The following is a 17,900-nucleotide window of genomic DNA, read 5'->3' as shown; positions in this document are numbered from 1 at the left end:
CTAGGACGCTCCTAGGCAGAAGAGGCGGACCCATGGCCGAACAGGCGCTCATCGGATTGATCGGCGGCATGAGCTGGGAAAGCTCGGCCCAGTACTATCGGCTGATCAACGAGGCGGTGCGCGAGCGGTTGGGCGGCGTGGCCTCGGCGCGGATCCTGATGTGGTCGTTCGACTTCGCCGAGATCGAGCATCTGCAGCACGCCGGCCGCTGGCCCGAGCTGTCGCGGCGCCTGGCCGATGCGGCCCGGGCGCTGGAGGCCGGCGGGGCCGACTTCCTGGTCCTGTGCACCAACACCATGCACCGCGAGGCCGACGAGATCGAAGCGGCGGTGCAGATCCCGCTGCTGCACATCGCCGACCCGACGGGCGCGGCGATCAAGGCGGCCGGCCTGACGACCGTGGGCTTGCTGGGCACGGCCTTCACGATGGAGCACGACTTCTATCGCGGCCGGCTGGAGAAGAAGCACGGCCTGACGGTGCTGACCCCGGACGCCGACGACCGCGCCGCCGTGCACCGGATCATCTACGAGGAACTGGTCGCCGGCCGGGTGCTGGACGCCTCGCGGGAGGTCTACAAGGCGGTGATCGGGCGGCTGGCCGAGCAGGGGGCGCAGGCGGTGATCCTGGGCTGCACCGAGATCATGCTGCTGATCTCGCAGGAGGACAGCCCGGTCCCGGTGTTCGACACCACGACCCTGCATGCGATGGCCGCCGTCGACCACGCCTTGAACGGCGCCGCCTAGCCGATAGGGTGCGGCTTCGCTCTAGTTGCGGAGTCACCCGAATGCGTCTGCGCCTCGCCCTGCTCGCCAGCCTCTCGATCCTGGCGGCAAGCCCCGTCCTGGCCCAGACAGCTTACGAGGCCGTGGACCCGTTCATCGGCACGGGCGGCGACGGCCACACCTTCCCCGGTGCGGTCGTGCCGTTCGGCATGGTGCAACTGAGCCCCGACACCGACATCCTGCCCTTCAAGCAGAGCTATGCCCGCGCGGCCGGTTACCGCTTCGGCGATCCGACCATCCTGGGCTTCTCGCACACCCATTTCTCGGGCGCGGGCCACTCAGATCTCGGCGACATCCTGCTGACCCCGGTCAGCGGCGAGGCCAAGCTGGAGCCGGGCGAGGCCGACAAGCCGGGCTCGGGCTATCGCTCGCGCTACAGCCACGCCAGCGAGGTGGCCCAGCCGGGCTACTACGCTGTCACCCTCGACGACAGCCATGTGCGGGCCGAGCTGACGGCGGGCCTGCGTACGGGCCTGCATCGCTACACCTTCCAGAAGGGCGATCGGGCCCAGGTGCTGATCGACCTGCGCAGCTCGATCTACAACTATCCGGGCAAGGTGCTGTGGTCGCGGCTGCGGCTCGCCCCGGACGGGACGATCACCGGCTATCGCGAGACGCGCGGCTGGGCGCCGGGCCGCAAGCTGTTCTTCGCCATCCGCTTCGACCGTCCGCTAGTGGGGCAGCAATTCCACAACCGCGAGGCCGACATACCCTACAAGGGCTTCGCCCAGCCGGGTCGCACGCCCGAGGACCGCGCCCAGGTCCAGGGGCGGGCGCTGGTCGGTGTGTTCGACTTCGGCCAGATCGACGGGCCGCTGACCGCCAAGGTGGCGCTGTCGTCGGTCAGCGAGGACGGCGCGATCGCCAACCTGGCCAGCGACGAGCCCGGCTTCGACTTCGACGCCCAGCGGGGCCGCGCCAAGACGGCCTGGGAGAAGGCCCTGGGGGCGGTGGACATCGAGGCCGCGGCCCCGATGCGGAAAACCCTCTACACGGCGCTCTACCACACGCTTCTGGCCCCCAGTGTCTTCGCCGACGCCGACGGTCGCTACCGGGGTCCCGACGACCAGGTGCACGAGGGCAAGCTGGACGGCCGGGCCTTCACCTTCCATTCGACCTTCTCGCTGTGGGACACCTTCCGGGCCGAGCATCCGCTGCTGACCCTGGTGCAGCCGGCCGACTACACCAATGACGTGGTCACCTCGCTGATCGCCTCGCAGCGCCAGAGCCCGTACGGTCTGCTGCCGGTCTGGCAGTTCCACGGCCAGGAGACCTGGACGATGATCGGCTATCACGCCGTGCCGGTCATCGCCGACGCCTGGATGAAGGGCATCCGCGGCTATGACGGTAAGGCGGCCCTGGACGCCATGGTCAAGAGCGCGACCTACGCCCCGTACGGCGGTCTCGGCGACTACATGAAGCTCGGCTACGTCCCGATCGACAAGGAGCCCGAGGCGGCGTCCAAGACGGTCGAATACGCCTACGACGACTGGACCATCGCCCGCATGGCCAAGGACGTGGGCCAGGCCGACGTGGCCAAGACCTTCGAGAAGCGCGCCGGCTACTGGCGGAACAGCTTCGACCTGAAGACCGGCTTCCTGCGCGCCCGCAAAAGCGACGGGACCTATCGCGAGCCCTTCAACCCGACCGCCATCAACTACGGATCGGACTACACCGAGGGCAACGCCTGGCAATATTCGTGGTTCGCGCCCCAGGACCTGGGCGGCGTGGTCACGGCCCTGGGTGGCGACGCGGCGACGGTGAAGAAGCTGGACGCCATGTTCGACTTCGACAATTCGAAGATCGACTACTCGCACGCCGAGGACATCGCCGGCCTGATCGGCCAGTACATCCATGGCAACGAGCCCAGCCACCACGTGGCCTATATGTACAACTACGCCGGCGCCCCGTGGCGCACGCAAGGCCGCCTGACCCAGATCATCAAGAGCCAGTACAAGCCGACCCCGGAGGGCCTGTCGGGCAATGACGACCTCGGCCAGATGTCGGCCTGGCTGATGTTCACGTCGCTGGGCTTCTATCCGGTGACCCCGGCCTCGAACGAATACGCCATCGGCCGGCCGTTCGTGGACAAGGCGGCGCTGAACCTGCCGAACGGCAAGCGCTTCACGGTGCGAGCGCAGGGGCTGGCGGACGCGCGGCCCTACGTCGGTAGGGTAACCCTGAACGGCAAGCCACTGACCCGGGCCTTCCTGCGGCACGAGGAGATCGTCGCCGGTGGCGAACTGGTCTTCACCATGAGCGCGACGCCGAACAAGGCTTGGGCGACGAAGCCGGCGGATCGGCCGGCGTCGATGACGCCCTACCGCTAGTAGGGCAGGTTCTCCGGCGCCGGCTGCCCTGGCGCGGTCGACGGCTGCAGGGTCTCGGCCGCCTTGGCCGCCGCGTCCAGCTCCGAAGCCGCCCGTGCGAACTCCGCCGACAGGGTCTCGTAATAGCCGTTGCGGGGGTCGGGCTCGGTCTGCGGGGCCGGGTCGGGCAGCAGCCAGGCGAAGTCGCGGACCGCCAGGGTCTGGTGCGCGGTCATCATGAAGCGCCGCCAGATGCTGGCCGGGATGTCGCCGCCGACCACCTTGTTCATCGGCTTTTCGTCGTCATTGCCGACCCAGACGCCGGTCACGTAGTCGGGCGTGAAGCCCACGAACCAGGCGTCGCGCCAGTTCTGGCTGGTGCCGGTCTTGCCGGCCACCGGGCGGCCGAAGGCGGCGCGCTTGGCCGTGCCTTCGGAGACCACCTTCTTCATCATCTTCACCATGATGCTGGCGTGGCCGATGTCGTAGACGCGGCGCTCGGCGGCCGGCGGCTGGTGGGCGAAGAGGGACTGGCCGTCCTGGGTGGTGATCGACTCGATGACGTAGGGCTCGAGGCGCACGCCGCCCTGCTGGAAGACCTGGAAGCCCGAGGTCAGCTGCAGCAGGTTTACCTCGTACGAGCCCAGCGACACCGACAGGTCGGGCACGGGCGGCAGGGAGGTGATGCCGAAGCGGCGGACCAGGTCGCCGATCGCCGCGCCGCCGGCTTCCTTGCCCAGCTTCACGGCCACGGTGTTGGTCGAGGTGACCAGGGCCTGCTCGACGGTCATCGGACCGCGATAGCCGCCGCTGTAGTTCTCCGGGCTCCAGTCGCCGAACTTCACCGGCTCGTCGACGCGGATGTCGGTGGGCAGCACGCCCTTCTCGACCGCAGCGGCGTAGATGAACGGCTTGAAGGTCGAGCCCGGCTGGCGCTTGGCCTGGACGGCGCGGTTGAACGGGCTCTCGCCATAGCCGGTGCCGCCGACCATGGCGCGGATCGCCCCGTCGGCCGACAGCGACAGCAGGGCCGCCTGGCTGGCGCCCGAGCGGGTGGTCTCGGTGGCCATGGTCTGGCGCACGACCTCGGCGCCCTCGTGCTGGAGGGCCGGGTCGATGGTCAGGCGCACCACCAGGTCGGGCGCGTTCTGGCCGGCGATCTTCACGGCTTCGGTGGTGGCGTAGTCCAGCACCCAGCCGTAGTCGCCCTCGTCCTGCAGCGCCATCGGCGACAGGCGCGGGGTGTCGTCCAGCGCGCGGCTTTCCTGCTCGGCGGTGATCCAGCCTTCCTTGCGCATATTGGCCAGGATCAGGCGCGAGCGAGCCAGGGCGCGCTCCATGTCGTTGGTGAGGGCCAGACGCGAGGGGGCCTTGGGCAGGCTGGCCAGCAAGGCCGATTCCGACAGGGTCAGCTGGCTGGCGGGCTTGCCGAAATAGGTCTGGGACGCGCCGTCGACGCCGTAGGTGCCGGCCCCGAAATAGATGCGGTTCAGATAGAGCTCGAGGATCTCATCCTTGGAGAGCACCTGCTCAAGCTTATAGGCCAGCAGCATTTCCTGCAGCTTGCGCTTCACGACCCGATCGGGGGTCAGGAACAGGCCCTTGGCCAGCTGCTGGGTCAGGGTCGAGGCGCCCTGCTTGGTGCGCCCGCCGCGCCAGTTGACCCAGGCGGCCCGGGCGATGCCCTGGGCGTCGATGGCCCCGTGCTTGTAGAAACGCCGGTCCTCGGCCGCCAGGAAGGCCAAGGGCACGTAGTTGGGCACTGAATCGACGGTGATGCGCTGGCCATAGCGCGGGCCGCGCGTGGCGATCACCTGGCCGTTGCGGTCCTCGAAGCGGATGCCGGGCGCGCGGTTGACCGCGAACAGCGCCGCGCGCGAGGGCAGCTGCGGCGTGTCCTTCAGATATTTGAACCAGACATAGGCCGCGCCGCCGCCGGCGGCGAGCACGCCGATCAGGAACGAGACCAGCAGGGTTCCCCAGATCCAGCCCCACTTGCGGGCCTTCTTCTTGGCGGCGTGGTGCTTCAAATCAGCGCGGAACGGCTCCTCGGGCGGAGGAGGGGGCGGGGGCGCCGCCGACGGCTGAGGGCTGTCCGAGAGCTTGAACGGATCCTTCAACGGCGGCTCTGAAGCCCAAGGATCATGCGGCTGCGCGGGCGCGCCAGGGCTCTGCCCCGGTCCCCGTTTGGACGGATCCTTGTCGTCGAACTTGTAAGGCGGAAGCGTCCAGTCGTTCACGGTCTGCGTCAGGCTCTGTTTGGTCGCCAACTAAATCGGGTTTAGGACGGCGCCATGACGCCACGCAAACCTTTCTGGGAGACGAAGACGCTCTCCGAGTTGACCGTCCCCGAGTGGGAGAGCCTATGCGATGGCTGCGGTCTTTGCTGCCTGGTTCGCTTCGAAGACGAAGATACCGGCGAAATCATACCCACGCGCGTGCACTGCCAGCTGTTCGACGAGCATCGGTGCCAATGCAAGGACTATCCGAACCGCAAGAAAACGGTGCCGGACTGCATCAAGCTGACGCCGCACAATATCGAGGACCTGGAGTGGATGCCGCCCTCGTGCGCCTATCGCCGGCTCCACGAGGGCAAGGATTTGCCGCGCTGGCACCCGCTGGTTACAGGCGATCCCGACAGCACCCACAAGGCCGGCGTCTCGATCCGCGACCAGACCGTGTCGGAACTTAGCTTCGTCGACGCCGAGGACGCGATGGACTTCGTGGCCACGGACCTGATGCGCGATCGCGGGGATGACCTGTACGAGCCCGAGGACGAGGAAGACTAGGCGGCGCTTGCGGCCGCCGGCGTCTTCCCCATTTCCGGTAGAGCTTCCACCGGAATCCTCGCATGTCGCTGCTGATCGCCGCCCTGATCGGGCTCCTGGCCGTTCTCGTCTCGCGAGACCCCGGCGGATGGCTGTGGCGGCCTCTGGTCGAGGCGCCGGCAAGCAAGCTCGGCTCAATGACCTGGCGGCAGATGGCGGTCACCGCGATCGTGCTGGTGATGGCGATCGGCGCTTCGGAGCTGGTGCTGCTGGACCTGGCCTGGTTCCTGGCCGCCGACATCGTCGCCTGGATCGAGCTTTTCGCCACCGTGCTGGTGGTGACGCGGCTGCTGCCGGGCTGGAGGGCCTTCAAGGCGAAAGCGGGCCAGAGCCTCTCGACTGTCCTTCGCGCGCGTCCCAGGGCGGCTCGCGCCCGGAAGGTGCGCCGTCCGGCTCAGGTCTCTGACGACCCCGACCCGGAATGGGGCCTGGTTTTCGCCTGAGGCCCAGAAACGGAAAAGGCCGGCCCGCGAACGCGGAACCGGCCTTTCGTCGCCCTTACGGCGAGAAGCTGAAAGCTTCTTACTTCTTGGCGGTGAAGCCAGCGAACTTGGCGTTGAAGCGCGAAACGCGACCGCCACGGTCCAGCATCTGGGCGTTGCCGCCGGTCCACGCCGGGTGGGTGCGCGGGTCGATGTCGAGCGCGAGGGTCGCGCCTTCCTTGCCGTAGGTCGAACGGGTTTGATAGTTCGAGCCATCCGTCAGGGTGACGGTGATGAAGTGGTAGTCGGGGTGAATGTCTTGTTTCATGGCGGCGATCCAGTCCGACTAAGCCGGCGAGTGTGAATTGGGGTAAGCGCCATCCTGCGCACGCGCGGGGTGGCCCTCGAAGACGGGCGGCTATAAAGAACCCGCGCGATTTTGGCAAGGGACTGTTGATGACTGACGTGAACGCCGGCGAGCAAAAGGCCGAAGGCCGCCCCGGCGCGGGAGCCGAACTGGTCCAGGGCATGGCCGAGGCCAAGGCCCGGCGGGGGCGTCGCAAGGACATCCGTCCGCTCGTTCACCTGCTGCCTTTCGTCAAGGCCCACAAGGGCGACGGGATCGCGGCGGCCTTCTTCCTGCTGTTCTCGACGGGCGCGACCTTGGGTCTCACCGCCGCCTTCAAGGAAGTGATCGACCACGGCTTCGCCAAGGGCGCGGGCGCCGAGATCAACAGCGCGTTCCTGGGCCTGGGCGCGGTGGCCATGGTGCTGGCGATCGCCACGGCCTTGCGATTCTTTTTCATCACCCGCCTGGGCGAACGGGTCGTGGCCGATGTGCGCCGGGCGCTCTATGGCCACACCCTGACGCTGGACCAGCAGTATTTCCTCAAGACCCGCACGGGCGAGGTGCTGTCGCGCCTGACCACCGACGTCTCGCTGATCGAGCAGCTGGTCGGCGCCTCGGCCTCGATCGCCCTGCGCAACATTCTCAGCCTGGTGGGCGGCCTCGGCTACATGGCGGTGGTCTCGCCCAAGCTGGCGGGCTTCATCGTGCTGATGGTGCCGGTGATCCTGGCCCCGATGTTCCTGGTCGGCCGCCGTGTGCGCAAGCTGACCGTCACCGCCCAGGACAAGTTCGCCGACGCGGTGGGCTATGCGGGCGAGAGCCTGGACGCCCTGGAGACCGTGCAGGCCTTCGGCCGCGAGCAGGCCTCCGCGGCGCGCTTCGGTGGGGCGGTGGAAGAGGCCTACAAGGCCTCGGTGCGTCGGATCACCACCCGGGCCAGCATGACGGCGATGGTCATCACGCTGGCCTTCGGCGGCGTCACCCTGCTGCTGTGGAGCGGCGCGCGCCTCGTCCTGGCCGGCGAGATGACCGGCGGCACCCTGGCCCAGTTCGCCATGCTGGCGGTGATGGCCGCCGGTTCGATCGGGGCCCTGGGCGAGGTCTGGGGCGACGTCCAGAAGGCCTCCGGGGCCATGGACCGCATCGCCGAGCTGCTGAACGCCAATCCCGACATCGCCGCGCCGCCGGCCCCCAAGACCCTGCCGGTCCCGGCCCAGGGTGCGATCGCGTTCGAGAACGTGGTCTTCGCCTATCCCGGTCGCCCGGACCTGCCGGCCCTGAACGGCTTTGACCTCAGCGTAAAGCCCGGCGAGACCGTCGCCCTGGTCGGCCCCTCGGGCGCGGGCAAGAGCACCGTCCTGCGGCTTCTGCTGCGGTTCTACGACCCCCAGGTCGGGGGCATCCGCCTGGACGGCGTCGACCTGCGCGACGCCGAGCCGGAAGAGGTGCGGGCGCGCATGGCCCTGGTCGCACAGGACTCGCCGCTGTTCTCGGGCTCGGCGACGGACAACATCCGTTTTGGCCGCCAGGACGCGACCGAGGCCGAGATCCGCGCCGCGGCCGAGGCCGCCCAGGCCGCCGGCTTCCTGTCGGCCCTGCCGCAGGGCTTCGACACCCCGGTCGGCGAGCGCGCCAAGACCCTGTCGGGCGGCCAGCGCCAACGCCTGGCCATCGCCCGCGCCCTGGTCCGCCAGGCGCCGATCCTGCTGCTGGACGAGGCCACCAGCGCGCTGGACGCCGAGAGCGAGCGCCTGGTCCAGCAGGCCCTGACCGCAGCCATGGAAGGCCGCACCACCCTGGTCATCGCCCACCGCCTGGCCACCGTGCTCAAGGCCGACCGGATCGTGGTGATGGAGGAGGGCCGGGTGGTCGAGCAGGGCACGCATGCCGAACTCTTCGCCAAGGGCGGGCTCTATGCGCGCCTGGCCAGCCTGCAGTTCGGGGTGGCGGCCGCCTAGACGACCGCCCCCAGGATCACGGCCAGCACCGCGACGATCAGCACCACGCCCTCGACGGCGTGGATCAGCACCGCCAGCCAGCTCGACCGAAAGAGTTGGGCCGGCAGGCTGTAGCAGAGGCAGCTGATCAGCAGGCCCGGCATGATCCAGAACTTGTGGACGTGATAGGCGGTGAACAGCACGCCATTGCCCAGCCACGCCCACCGGCCCCAGGCCTTCTCCATCCGCGGCAACAGCACGCCGTGGAATAGGAAGGCCTCGCCCAGGCCGTAGTTGAAGACGCTGGAGACCACGGCCAGGGCCAGGATGTCCCAGCGCCCGCGCGCGTCTGGCGTGGCCAGGTGCTCGATGAAGGCGAAGGCCGGCGTGTGGGTCGCCAGGGCCTGGCCCAGCGCCGTGCCCTGGAACCAGGCGCCGGCCGCGTCGTCGCCGACGAAGCCGATGGCGGCGAACACCGGGACCAGCAGGAACGCGGCGATCGCCGGACGCCCCCGCCAGGTCGGCGTCGCCAGCCACAGCCGCCGGGCCAGGGGCGCGGGCCGCAGGGGCACGCCTTCCAGCTTCAGCACGATCACCGACAGCACGCCCTGCCAGGCCATGCCGACCACCATCAGCCGCCAGAAGGTCAGGCCCGGCAGCGGATCGCCGGCCGCGATCAGCCTGGGCGCGACGCCCCAGGCCAGCACCGCCATCGGCGCGGTCGCGGCCAGCCAGATCAGCAGGATGGCGCCCGTTCCGCCGCCGGCCTTGGACGTCGCCGCCGCCGGGACCAGCGCGTGGGAGCGATCGATCGCGCTCACGGCTAGAACCGCCGGACCAGGCTGATGAAGCCGGCGGCCGCGTGGTCCTTGGCCATCAGCGGGCTGTCGGTGATGTCGTTGTCGAAGATCTCGACCTCGGCCGCGGCGATCACGAACAGGCGGTCGGTGACCTGGTAGCGGGCCTGGGCGCCCAGGGACGGCGCCAGAACCCCGCCCGACGCCGCGCGGGCGGTGCGGCCGTATTCGAAGGCCCGAGCCTTGCCGACCTCCTTCTCGCGCAGGCCGTACAGCCAGGTGGCCAGCTTCTCGTCCTTCCACGACAGGCCGGCGACGACGTCGATCGACAGCTTCTCCAGCGGCGTGGCCGACAGGGTCAGGTCCAGATTGATCTCCTGGCCCTTGGTCTCGCTGGCGACATCGCGGAGGTATTCGACGCTCAGGGTCGCGGGACCGGCCGTGCCGCTGAGGCGGCCGCCGACATCGGCGCCGACGTCGCGCTTGAGGAAGGCGAAGTCCCGGGTGTCCTTGGGATCGACCAGCTGGAAGCGCGGCGCGATGCGGCCCTCCAGCTTGAAGTGGTCGTTGCGCCAGGCGGTGACCGCCAGGCCCGACAGGTCGGCCGTCAGGCGCTCGGTCTGATAGACGAACAGCGGCAGGACGCCGGTCTGGGTCTTCTTCTTGGCCGAGGCATAGGGGTTGGTGGTGGCGTAGACGCCGGCCCCCAGCAGGAAGAGGCGTTCAGGCGGCTGCGCCTCCTGGGCCTTGGCGACCATGGGCGTCAGGGCCAGGGCGCAAGCGATAACGGTGAAACGACGGATCATGACTGCTCTCGTGAGTGGGGAGGACAGTCATCGAATGGCCCAGCTCGGCGCCGGGCGTCGTCCGAACGGGTAGGCTAGAAGCTTCGGCGCTTCCGATCCTGCCGGTTCGGACGTGGCTCAGGTCTCGGGCCGGAAGGCGCTGGGCGGCTGGCCGGCGTGCTTTTTCACGGCGGCGTTGAAGGTCGAGCGCGAGTTGAAGCCGACGTCGTAAGCGATGGCCAGGATCGGTTCGTCCGACGCCTTGATCCGCGCCACCGCCTCCTCGACCCGCCAGCGATTGACGTAGTCGAAGAAGCTCTGGCCCAGGTGATCGTTCAAGGCCTGGGACAGGTGGTTGGGCGTGATGGCCACGCGGCTGGCCAGGGCGCTCAGCGACAGCAGCGGATCGCGATAGAGGGCGTCGGCGCGCATGGCCTGCTCCAGGCGGGCGGCGATCTCGACCTGGCGCGCCTCGGGCAGGGCCGAGCGGGCGTATTTCTCGGTCGCTGGCAGGACCTTGGGCGTCTCGGTCTCCTGCGTGTAGATCGGCTTCTGCGACAGGCCAAACAGGCCGATAGCCGCGGTCCAGCCCAGCTCGACAGCGGCGGCCGCCACGTCCAGCCAGTGGATGTTTGCGCCGATCGACAACACCGACTTCACCGCGCCCCAGGCCCAGGCCGCCAGCATGATCAGCACCAGGGCCCGCAGCCAGCTCAGCGTCCGGTTTTCCAGGTTCGAGAACAGGTCGCGCACCCGGCGCACGTGCCGGCCCAGCACCACGAAGGCGGCAGCCAGGTAGCCCAGGGTGACCAGCAGGAACAGCGCCACGAACAGCAGCTGCAGGATGCCCGCCGTCACATCGCCCTCGGCGCTGCCATAGACCGCCAGCCGCGTCCGCGCCGGCAGCAGGAAGAACGGCGAGGCGATCAGCACCGCCACCCCCGCCGGCCAGCCGATCCGCCACACGCGGTCGAAGGTCCAGCGGTCCGGCTCGCCGGTCATGGCCAGCACATAGGCCAGGATCGACGGCCCCAGGAACAGCGAGATCGCCCACAGGATCCCGGTCGTCCAGGGGTGGGCGGCATAGACCCCGGTGCGATCCAGCAGCAGGTCGATGCCCGACAGCCCGCTCAGCGCCAGGAACACCGCCAACGCCGTCGCCGGCGCGGCTCGCCAGTCTGGCCTGATGCCCAGCTGAGCGGCCGCGAACAACCCGATGGCGGCCGTCGCCGAAGACAGGATCAGCGCCGGAGCGTCGACCATATGACGATCACCCCCGCGATCCCGGTTTCAAAGCGGCGCGGAGAGTGTCTCGGAATGGAGGGCGGCGCAATTGGGGAGCGGCCTTGCTTGGTCTATAGTGATGGCAGGAGCATATGCATGCCGAACAAGGTCCTGACCGCCAAGGTCCCCGCGCTTCTCGCCGACGAGGTCGAGCGGCTGGCCAAGCGCATGGAGCGGTCGCCGGATTGGGTGGTCGAGCAGGCGCTGGGCGCGTTCGTCGACCGAGAGGCGCGCCAACACGCCATGACCCTGGAGGGCATGGCCGATGTCGATGCAGGTCGCTTTGTCAGCCAGGCAGATATGGAAGCCTGGGCTGACAGTCTCGATCCTGATCGCGCACCGCTCACGCCGCGCTGATGCGGATCATCTGGGTGGGCAGGGCGTCGTCCGACGTGGCGCGGCTGCACGAATTTTCTCGCCGAGGTGAACCCGCGCGCCGCCAAGGCGGTCGTGCAGAGGCTTGTCGCGGCGCCGCGACGTTTGATCGAAACGCCGCGCGCCGGCGAGCGTCTCCCCGCTTTCGCGCCGCGAGAAATTCGCCGGCTTTTGGTGGGCGACTACGAGTTTCGCTACGAACTCGTCGACCAGACGATCTACGTCCTGCGCGTCTGGCATACCCGCGAGGATCGCTGATCTACTTCCGCAGATCCGCCGGCGTCGTCGGTTCGCTGATCACGCGTTCCATGGCTTTCCAGCGGGCGTCCTCGGACTTGCCGGCGCGGTAGACGTGGTCGCGGACCATGTCCTGGCCAATGTTGTAGTTGATCACGTACGAGCGGTACGTCTCGATGAAGGACACCCGCTTCTCGGCGCCGCCGCGCGAGTACAGGCTATATTTCATCAGCGCCTGGACGGCCTGTTCCTTGGTCATCCGGCCGGCCAGATACTCGGCCGCGACGGTGTTGCCGCTGCTGGATAGGGCCGCCTTGGCCGCCTGCAGCTCGCCATAGGCCTTGGCCGTCGCCGGATCCAGGCCCGCCAGCGGATAGAGCTTGTCGCGCTCGAAGTCGGTCTTGGCGTTGCCGGGGAAGGCCAGCTCGATGCCGAAATTGGCGCTGCCCTCGGCGATGAACGATTGGGGCGAGAACAGCGGATAGACCGAGTACTCGACCCAACCCTTGCCCTTGGTCAGTTTCTCTTCCAGTAGAGCGTTCAGCACGTGATGGCCGGGATAGCCCTCGTGGCAGCCCAGGTCCAAGGCGCGGCTGATATAGATCGGCAGGTCGGTGTTGATCTGGATCAGGCTGTGGGCGTTGCCCTTGTACCAGTTGTAGCCGCTCCAGGGCTTCTTGGTGACGAACTCCATGTCGAAGCGCTCGCCGGCCGGCAGCTTGATGTGCTGCTCGGTCTTGGCCTTGCAGGCGGCGATGCCGGCCTGCATCACAGCCTCGACCTTGTCGGTCGGGATCACGTACTTGGTCTGGAAGGCGTCGACGCGGGCGGCCAGGTCGCCTTTGCCGGGCGCCAGCTTGTCGATGCGGGCCAGGATCGGGTCGTAGCTCTTCAGGGGCTTGAGCACCGGGCGGACGCTGAACAGGCCCTCGGCCTCGTCCTCGAAGCTGAACTTGTCGCCGGCGATCATGGCCAGCCGGGTCTGGGCGGCGCGCAGCTGGCCCTTCAGGAAGATCTTGCGGCGGCGCTCGTCGGGGGCGAGATCCTTGTCGGCGATCTTGCCCAGGGCGGCCTGCAGGCGGTCGGCCTCCTTGCGCAGCGCCGAGACAGGACGCGGATTGGCCTTGGCGGCGGCTTCCCATTCCTTGGGGCCGTAGTAGGCGTCGACATAGCCGGGCTCACGCTCGCCGGCCTCCAGGGTCAGGTGAACGAAGTCGACGGCGATCTTGTTCAGGGCTTCGGAGCCGGGGGCGGCGAGCGCGGGCGCGGCCAGCAACATGGCGGCGGCGAGAACGGCCGTGGAGACGGCGTGACGAAGCTTCATGGGATCCCCCAACACGCCCAAGGGCGAACAGGCGGGCACGCTGCACCGTCTTGCCCCGGTTCGGCAATATCGAGGAACGATTCTCCCTCGAGGATCAGCCGCGCGCGGCGACCGCCAGAGCCGGGAAGTCGCTGAACACGCCATCGACGCCAGCGGCGTACAGGGCCTTGAACACCGGAGCCACGTCGCCGTGCTGGGCCAGGAAGGTCGGGCTCTGGGCGTCGCCCTTCCGCAAGCTGGCGGGGAGGAAGTAGTTCTCGGCGCGTACGGTCCAGGGATGGACGGCCAGGCCAGCGGCGTGGGCGTTCTTCACCAGGTCGGTGGCCGGCAGGAGGACCTGCTTGTCGTTGGGGACCACCAGGCTCCAGTTCGGACCCAGGCCGTCGGCATAGACGGCGACGTCCTTCAGGCCCTGGGCCGTGATCAAGTCGGCGTATTTGACGCCCGGCAGGTCGGCCGGGCCGCCCTCGCCGTCGACCAGCAGGACGAGGCGCGCGGCGGTCTTGGCCTTCAGCTTCTTCAGCGGGCTGACCTCGAAGCACTGGACGAACACCGGCGCGGTGGCCGAGTTCAGGTCCAGCGCCTTCAGCTTGGCGACCAGGCGATCCTCGGTCGGCAGGTCGATCGAGGCGAAATAGGTCGGGTGCTTCAGCTCGGGATAGACGCCGATCGTGCGGCCCGTGCGCTGGGTCCCGGCCTTGGCGATGGCCACCACTTCCTCGAAGGTCAGGATCTGGGCCTGGCCGTCGAAGGCGGCGCTGGTCGGGCGCAGCTGCGGCAGCCGCTCGCGGGCGCGCAAGGTCTTGATCTCGGCCAGGGTGAAGTCTTCGGTGAACCAGCCCGTGATCTGCTGGCCATCAATGGTCTTGGTCGCCTTGCGGGCGGCGAACTCGGGACGGCTGGCGACATCGGTCGTGCCGCCGATCTCGTTCTCGTGGCGGGCCACCAGGTGGCCGTCCTTGGTCGGGACCAGGTCCGGCTCGATGAAGTCGGCGCCCTGCTCGATGGCGCGCTCGTACGACAGCGCCGTGTGCTCGGGCCGCTCGCCGCTGCAGCCGCGGTGGCCGATGACGATAGGCTTCTTCGTCTGGGCGAAGGCAAAGCCGGGCAGCAGCGTGCCGGCGAGCGCGGCGGTGGTCATGGCGCGACGGGTAAGCAGGGTCATGGGGCGCGATTTAGCGCCGGGATGTGACGGTTTGGCGAGAGCCTTCAGGCTCTCGCCGTCATAAAAAACTACGCCGCGCGCAGCTTCTCCAGGATTTGCGGGTAGAGGTCCTGGTTGCTGGCAAGGATCGACTTGCCGGCGATCACGTCGTGGTCGTTCTCGTCGATGGTGGTGACCTTGCCGCCCGATTCCTGGACCATCAGCACGCCGGCGGCGATGTCCCATGGGTTGAGGTTGCGCTCCCAGTAGGCGTCGAAGCGGCCGGCGGCGACCCAGGCCAGGTCGAGGGCGGCGGCGCCGAAGCGGCGGACGCCGGCGACCTTCTGGCTGACCTGGTGCAGCTCCTTCAGGAACTGGCCGTGGCCCGGCTTGCCCGCGAACGGCACGCCGGTGGCCAGGATGCTCTCGTCCAGGTGACGGCGGGCGGCGACGCGCAGGCGCTTCTCGGCGCCCAGGAACGCGCCCTTGCCCTTTTCGACCCAGAACAGGTCGTGGGTGATCGGGTTGTAGGTGACGCCGGCGACGACGCCTTCGCCTTCACGCTGCAGGGCGATGTTGACCGCGAAGTGCGGGATGGCGTGCATGAAGTTGGTGGTGCCGTCCAGCGGGTCGACGATCCAGGTGTGGGTCTTGTCGGTGCCCTCGATCATGCCGCGCTCTTCGCCCAGGAAGCTGTAGCCCGGGCGGGCCTTGGTCAGGATCTCGAACAGGGTCTGTTCGGCCTTGATGTCGGCATTGGTGACGAAGTCGGCCGCGCCCTTCTTGGAGACCTGCAGTTCCGTGACTTCGCCGAAGTCGCGAGCCAGGCCACGGGCGGCCTTCCGGGCCGCGTCGATCATGACGTTCAGGAGGGCGGAAGGCGTGGCCACGGGCGGATATCCTCAAGGAATGCCGTCGACGCCCGCCGGAAAGTCCGGCGGCGGAGCGGTAGGTCGACGGTGTGAAAGAACGGGCGCGGAACCTAATCGTCCACAGGCCCGATGGCAAGATGGGCCTGATTCAACAGGCTTAACGGCATTTTTCACCGAACCATGTCACGTCGATGAGGGCTGCCTCGTCCTGCTCTCGACACCAACTCGAGAGGGCGACATGCGCTGGATCGCGATCGGACTGACGGTTCTTTTCCTGGGCAATGGCCTGGTGATGCTGACCGTCCCTTATCCCTGGTACCTGACCATTCCCGGCGTCATCCAGACCGGGCCGTTCAACGACCACTTCGTGCGCGACATCGGCGCGACCTACCTGGCCTGCGGGATCGGGACCCTGCTGGGGGCGCTGGACCTCCGCCGGCATGCCGGGGCGGTGGTCGTGGCGGCGACCTTCCAGGGCGCGCATTCGATCATCCACCTGATCACGCCCTTCTGCGGGGCCAGCCTGCCGTGGCCGCTGCTGACGCGGGACTTTCCGGGCGTCTTCCTGCCGACCCTGCTGACGATCTGGCTGGCCTTCGCGGCCCTGAAGGCGAAGGGGGCTCAGGCGTGATGAGGGCGATCATGACGGCCCTCATCGGCCGGTTCGAGGCGCGCTACGACTAAGACGCGACCTATATCCGCGACCTGCTGGAAGCCAGTCCCAAGGCGCTGCGGGCCTTCCAGGGCGTGCGAACCTTGTCGGGTTATCACGAGGGCCCGCCGGCGGCGGCCCTGGCGGCGGCGGGTCTGGTCGCCACGATGAGTGAGGACTGCGGGCCTTGCGTACAGATCGGCGTGAAGATCGCCGAGGAGATCCAAGTCGCCGCCGATGTGCTGCGCGGGATCCTGACGGGCGATCACGTCCTGATGGGACCCGACGCCAGCCTGGCGTACCGCTTCGCCAAGGCCTCGCTGGCCCGCGACCTGGAGCGTTCCGACGCCCTGCGCGACGACGTGCTGGAGCGCTGGGGACCCAAGGGTCTGTCGGCGATCGCGCTCGCCATCGCCTCGGCGCGGGTCTATCCCACGGTCAAGTACGCGATGGGCCACGGCAAGGCCTGCTCGCGGGTGCAGGTCGGCGGCGAGGCGGTGGCGGTGCGGGCATGACAGCTGCGGACGCGATCTTCGAAGGTCGGCGCTCGGCCATGACCGGCCTGGCCTACCGTATGCTGGGCTCGCGGGCCGAGGCCGAGGACGTGGTGCAGGACGCCTGGCTGCGCTGGCGCAAGGTCGACGCCGACACGGTCGAGGAGCCTGGCGCATACCTCAACCGCGTCGTCACCCGCCTTGCCCTGGACCGGCTGAAGTCCGCCCGCGTCCGGCGCGAGGTCTATGTCGGCGAGTGGCTGCCCGAGCCGGTGGTCGAGCCCGACTTCGAAGCCGGCGGCGACGCCGACCTGTCGGTGGCTTTCCTGCTGGCCTTGGAGCGCCTGACCCCCCTGGAGCGGGCCGCCTTCCTGCTGCACGACGTGTTCGACACGCCCTTCGCCGAGATCGCCGCGGCGCTGGGCCGCAGCGAGACGGCCTGCCGGCAGCTGGCCTCGCGGGCTCGGGAGCATGTGCGTCGCGACCGGCCCCGCTACACCCCGACCGCCGATGAAGAGCGGAAGCTCACGACCGCCTTCTTCCAGGCTCTGGTGACCGGCGACGAGGTCGCGCTGCGCGACCTGCTGACCGAGGACGTGGTCTGGCACGCCGACGGCGGCGGCAAGGCCAACGCCAACCTCAATCCGATCTATGGCGCGACCAAGCTGGTGGCCATGCTGCAGGGCATCCGGCGCAAGTTCCCGCCGCCGGCCGACACGACCGTCCGCCTGGCGCGCGTCAACGGCCAGCCGGGCCTGGTGCTGGCGTCAAACGGCGTCGTCTTCCAGACCATGAGCCTGGAAATCGAGAACGGCCGCATCAGCGCCGTCTACACGATGCGCAACCCCGAGAAGCTCTCGGGGCTCGACGCCTAAGGAAGCTCGACCTTCGGCAGCGTGTCCTTGGTCTCGCAGGCCAGCTTGCCGGCCTTGCCGACGGCGCCGGAGATGTCCTCGATCTTGGCTTCCTTGCGCCATCCCTTGGGCAGGCCCTTGGTGCCGTCGAAGTCCATCCCGAGGTCCATCCACTTGTCGGACGCGCAGTCCAGCGCGAAGACCAGGATCGGTCCCTTGCTGGCCGGCCAGTTCCGATAGGGACCGTTGCCCTTGCCTTCGGCGATGCGGGTGACGATCAGTCCGCTGGACTGGTCGACGCGGGTAAAGTCCGCGTCGTAGTAGGTCTTGGTCTCGCCCGGAGCCAGCTTCCAGGTCTCTGCCGTCGCGGCGCCGGAAAACGCCAGGACCGGTACGCTAAGCAAACACACCACGAGTCGCTTCATGTCAGCGTCTCCCCCTTACCTGCTTGTTCG

General features: G+C 68.6%; 19 protein-coding genes. 10 read left to right on the top strand and 9 right to left on the bottom strand.

The window, feature by feature from the left end; translation table 11 throughout:
- Positions 1–32: 32 nt before the first annotated feature.
- Both AC1RR5_RS21895 and AC1RR5_RS21890 read left to right on the top strand, forming a co-directional pair.
- Entirely contained in the window at positions 33–743 is a 711-nt protein-coding gene (locus AC1RR5_RS21895; RefSeq protein ID WP_492925005.1) for an aspartate/glutamate racemase family protein, read from the top strand.
- A gap of 41 nt (positions 744–784) precedes the next feature.
- Positions 785–3,112 (top strand): GH92 family glycosyl hydrolase, encoded by a 2,328-nt coding sequence (locus tag AC1RR5_RS21890; RefSeq protein ID WP_492925003.1) that lies wholly within the window; start codon positions 785–787, stop codon positions 3,110–3,112.
- Here AC1RR5_RS21890 and pbpC read toward each other — a convergent pair.
- The gene (gene pbpC, locus AC1RR5_RS21885; protein WP_492925281.1) at positions 3,109–5,331 is read right to left on the bottom strand and encodes a multimodular transpeptidase-transglycosylase PbpC; all 2,223 of its coding nucleotides are present in this window, start codon (positions 5,329–5,331) and stop codon (positions 3,109–3,111) included. The two genes, AC1RR5_RS21890 and pbpC, sit on opposite strands and share 4 nt — an antisense overlap.
- 54 nt (positions 5,332–5,385) lie before the next feature.
- On the opposite strand from pbpC, the gene AC1RR5_RS21880 reads away from it, so the two are divergent.
- Both AC1RR5_RS21880 and AC1RR5_RS21875 read left to right on the top strand, forming a co-directional pair.
- The gene (locus AC1RR5_RS21880; RefSeq protein ID WP_492925001.1) at positions 5,386–5,880 is read left to right on the top strand and encodes a YcgN family cysteine cluster protein; all 495 of its coding nucleotides are present in this window, start codon (positions 5,386–5,388) and stop codon (positions 5,878–5,880) included.
- Between the two features lie 62 nt (positions 5,881–5,942).
- Positions 5,943–6,362: a hypothetical protein gene (locus tag AC1RR5_RS21875; RefSeq protein ID WP_492924999.1), complete on the top strand. Its 420-nt coding sequence runs from the start codon at positions 5,943–5,945 to the stop codon at positions 6,360–6,362.
- Positions 6,363–6,441: 79 nt separating this feature from the next.
- On the opposite strand, the gene rpmE is transcribed toward AC1RR5_RS21875, so the two are convergent.
- Positions 6,442–6,669: a 50S ribosomal protein L31 gene (rpmE, locus tag AC1RR5_RS21870; protein ID WP_454761430.1), complete on the bottom strand. Its 228-nt coding sequence runs from the start codon at positions 6,667–6,669 to the stop codon at positions 6,442–6,444.
- A 125-nt stretch (positions 6,670–6,794) separates the two neighbouring features.
- On the opposite strand from rpmE, the gene AC1RR5_RS21865 reads away from it, so the two are divergent.
- A complete protein-coding gene (locus AC1RR5_RS21865; protein ID WP_492924997.1) occupies positions 6,795–8,648 on the top strand; it encodes an ABC transporter transmembrane domain-containing protein in 1,854 nt (617 codons plus the stop codon).
- Here the strand turns inward: AC1RR5_RS21865 and AC1RR5_RS21860 are convergent.
- The 3 genes from AC1RR5_RS21860 to AC1RR5_RS21850 all read right to left on the bottom strand — a co-directional run bounded on the left by AC1RR5_RS21860 (position 8,645) and on the right by AC1RR5_RS21850 (position 11,472).
- A complete protein-coding gene (locus AC1RR5_RS21860) occupies positions 8,645–9,448 on the bottom strand; it encodes a CPBP family glutamic-type intramembrane protease (RefSeq protein WP_492924995.1) in 804 nt (267 codons plus the stop codon). The genes AC1RR5_RS21865 and AC1RR5_RS21860 overlap by 4 nt on opposite strands.
- A 2-nt stretch (positions 9,449–9,450) precedes the next feature.
- Entirely contained in the window at positions 9,451–10,230 is a 780-nt protein-coding gene (locus AC1RR5_RS21855; RefSeq protein WP_492924993.1) for a MipA/OmpV family protein, read from the bottom strand.
- A gap of 117 nt (positions 10,231–10,347) precedes the next feature.
- Positions 10,348–11,472 carry a helix-turn-helix domain-containing protein gene (locus AC1RR5_RS21850; protein ID WP_492924991.1) on the bottom strand — a complete coding sequence of 375 codons (1,125 nt, stop codon included), beginning with the start codon at positions 11,470–11,472 and terminating at the stop codon, positions 10,348–10,350.
- A 117-nt stretch (positions 11,473–11,589) separates the two neighbouring features.
- On the opposite strand from AC1RR5_RS21850, the gene AC1RR5_RS21845 reads away from it, so the two are divergent.
- Positions 11,590–11,850: a CopG family ribbon-helix-helix protein gene (locus tag AC1RR5_RS21845; protein WP_492924989.1), complete on the top strand. Its 261-nt coding sequence runs from the start codon at positions 11,590–11,592 to the stop codon at positions 11,848–11,850.
- Positions 11,851–11,916: 66 nt separating this feature from the next.
- Positions 11,917–12,126 (top strand): type II toxin-antitoxin system RelE/ParE family toxin, encoded by a 210-nt coding sequence (locus AC1RR5_RS21840; RefSeq protein WP_492924987.1) that lies wholly within the window; start codon positions 11,917–11,919, stop codon positions 12,124–12,126.
- 1 nt (position 12,127) lies between these two features.
- On the opposite strand, the gene AC1RR5_RS21835 is transcribed toward AC1RR5_RS21840, so the two are convergent.
- From AC1RR5_RS21835 to AC1RR5_RS21825, 3 genes are all read right to left on the bottom strand, one after another.
- A complete protein-coding gene (locus AC1RR5_RS21835; RefSeq protein WP_492924985.1) occupies positions 12,128–13,429 on the bottom strand; it encodes a hypothetical protein in 1,302 nt (433 codons plus the stop codon).
- Positions 13,430–13,523: 94 nt separating this feature from the next.
- On the bottom strand, positions 13,524–14,594 hold the full coding sequence (locus AC1RR5_RS21830) for a glycerophosphodiester phosphodiesterase (protein WP_492924983.1): 1,071 nt from the start codon (positions 14,592–14,594) through the stop codon (positions 13,524–13,526).
- 68 nt (positions 14,595–14,662) lie between these two features.
- Positions 14,663–15,463 carry an inositol monophosphatase family protein gene (locus tag AC1RR5_RS21825; RefSeq protein WP_492924981.1) on the bottom strand — a complete coding sequence of 267 codons (801 nt, stop codon included), beginning with the start codon at positions 15,461–15,463 and terminating at the stop codon, positions 14,663–14,665.
- A 220-nt stretch (positions 15,464–15,683) separates the two neighbouring features.
- Between AC1RR5_RS21825 and AC1RR5_RS21820 the strand changes: the two genes are divergently transcribed.
- From AC1RR5_RS21820 to AC1RR5_RS21810, 3 genes are all read left to right on the top strand, one after another.
- Positions 15,684–16,076, top strand: a complete 393-nt coding sequence (locus AC1RR5_RS21820) for a hypothetical protein (RefSeq protein ID WP_492924979.1) — start codon at positions 15,684–15,686, stop codon at positions 16,074–16,076.
- Between the two features lie 125 nt (positions 16,077–16,201).
- On the top strand, positions 16,202–16,612 hold the full coding sequence (locus tag AC1RR5_RS21815; protein WP_492924977.1) for a hypothetical protein: 411 nt from the start codon (positions 16,202–16,204) through the stop codon (positions 16,610–16,612).
- Entirely contained in the window at positions 16,609–17,466 is an 858-nt protein-coding gene (locus AC1RR5_RS21810; RefSeq protein ID WP_492924975.1) for a sigma-70 family RNA polymerase sigma factor, read from the top strand. Before AC1RR5_RS21815 ends, AC1RR5_RS21810 begins: the two co-directional genes overlap by 4 nt.
- Here the strand turns inward: AC1RR5_RS21810 and AC1RR5_RS21805 are convergent.
- On the bottom strand, positions 17,463–17,870 hold the full coding sequence (locus AC1RR5_RS21805) for a hypothetical protein (protein WP_492924973.1): 408 nt from the start codon (positions 17,868–17,870) through the stop codon (positions 17,463–17,465). The genes AC1RR5_RS21810 and AC1RR5_RS21805 overlap by 4 nt on opposite strands.
- Positions 17,871–17,900 lie beyond the last annotated feature (30 nt).

Source organism: Caulobacter sp. GW821-FHT11E11 (assembly GCF_058808315.1).
The sequence above is the reverse complement of the archived record's forward strand: the minus strand, read 5'-3'. Positions and strand labels throughout refer to the sequence as shown.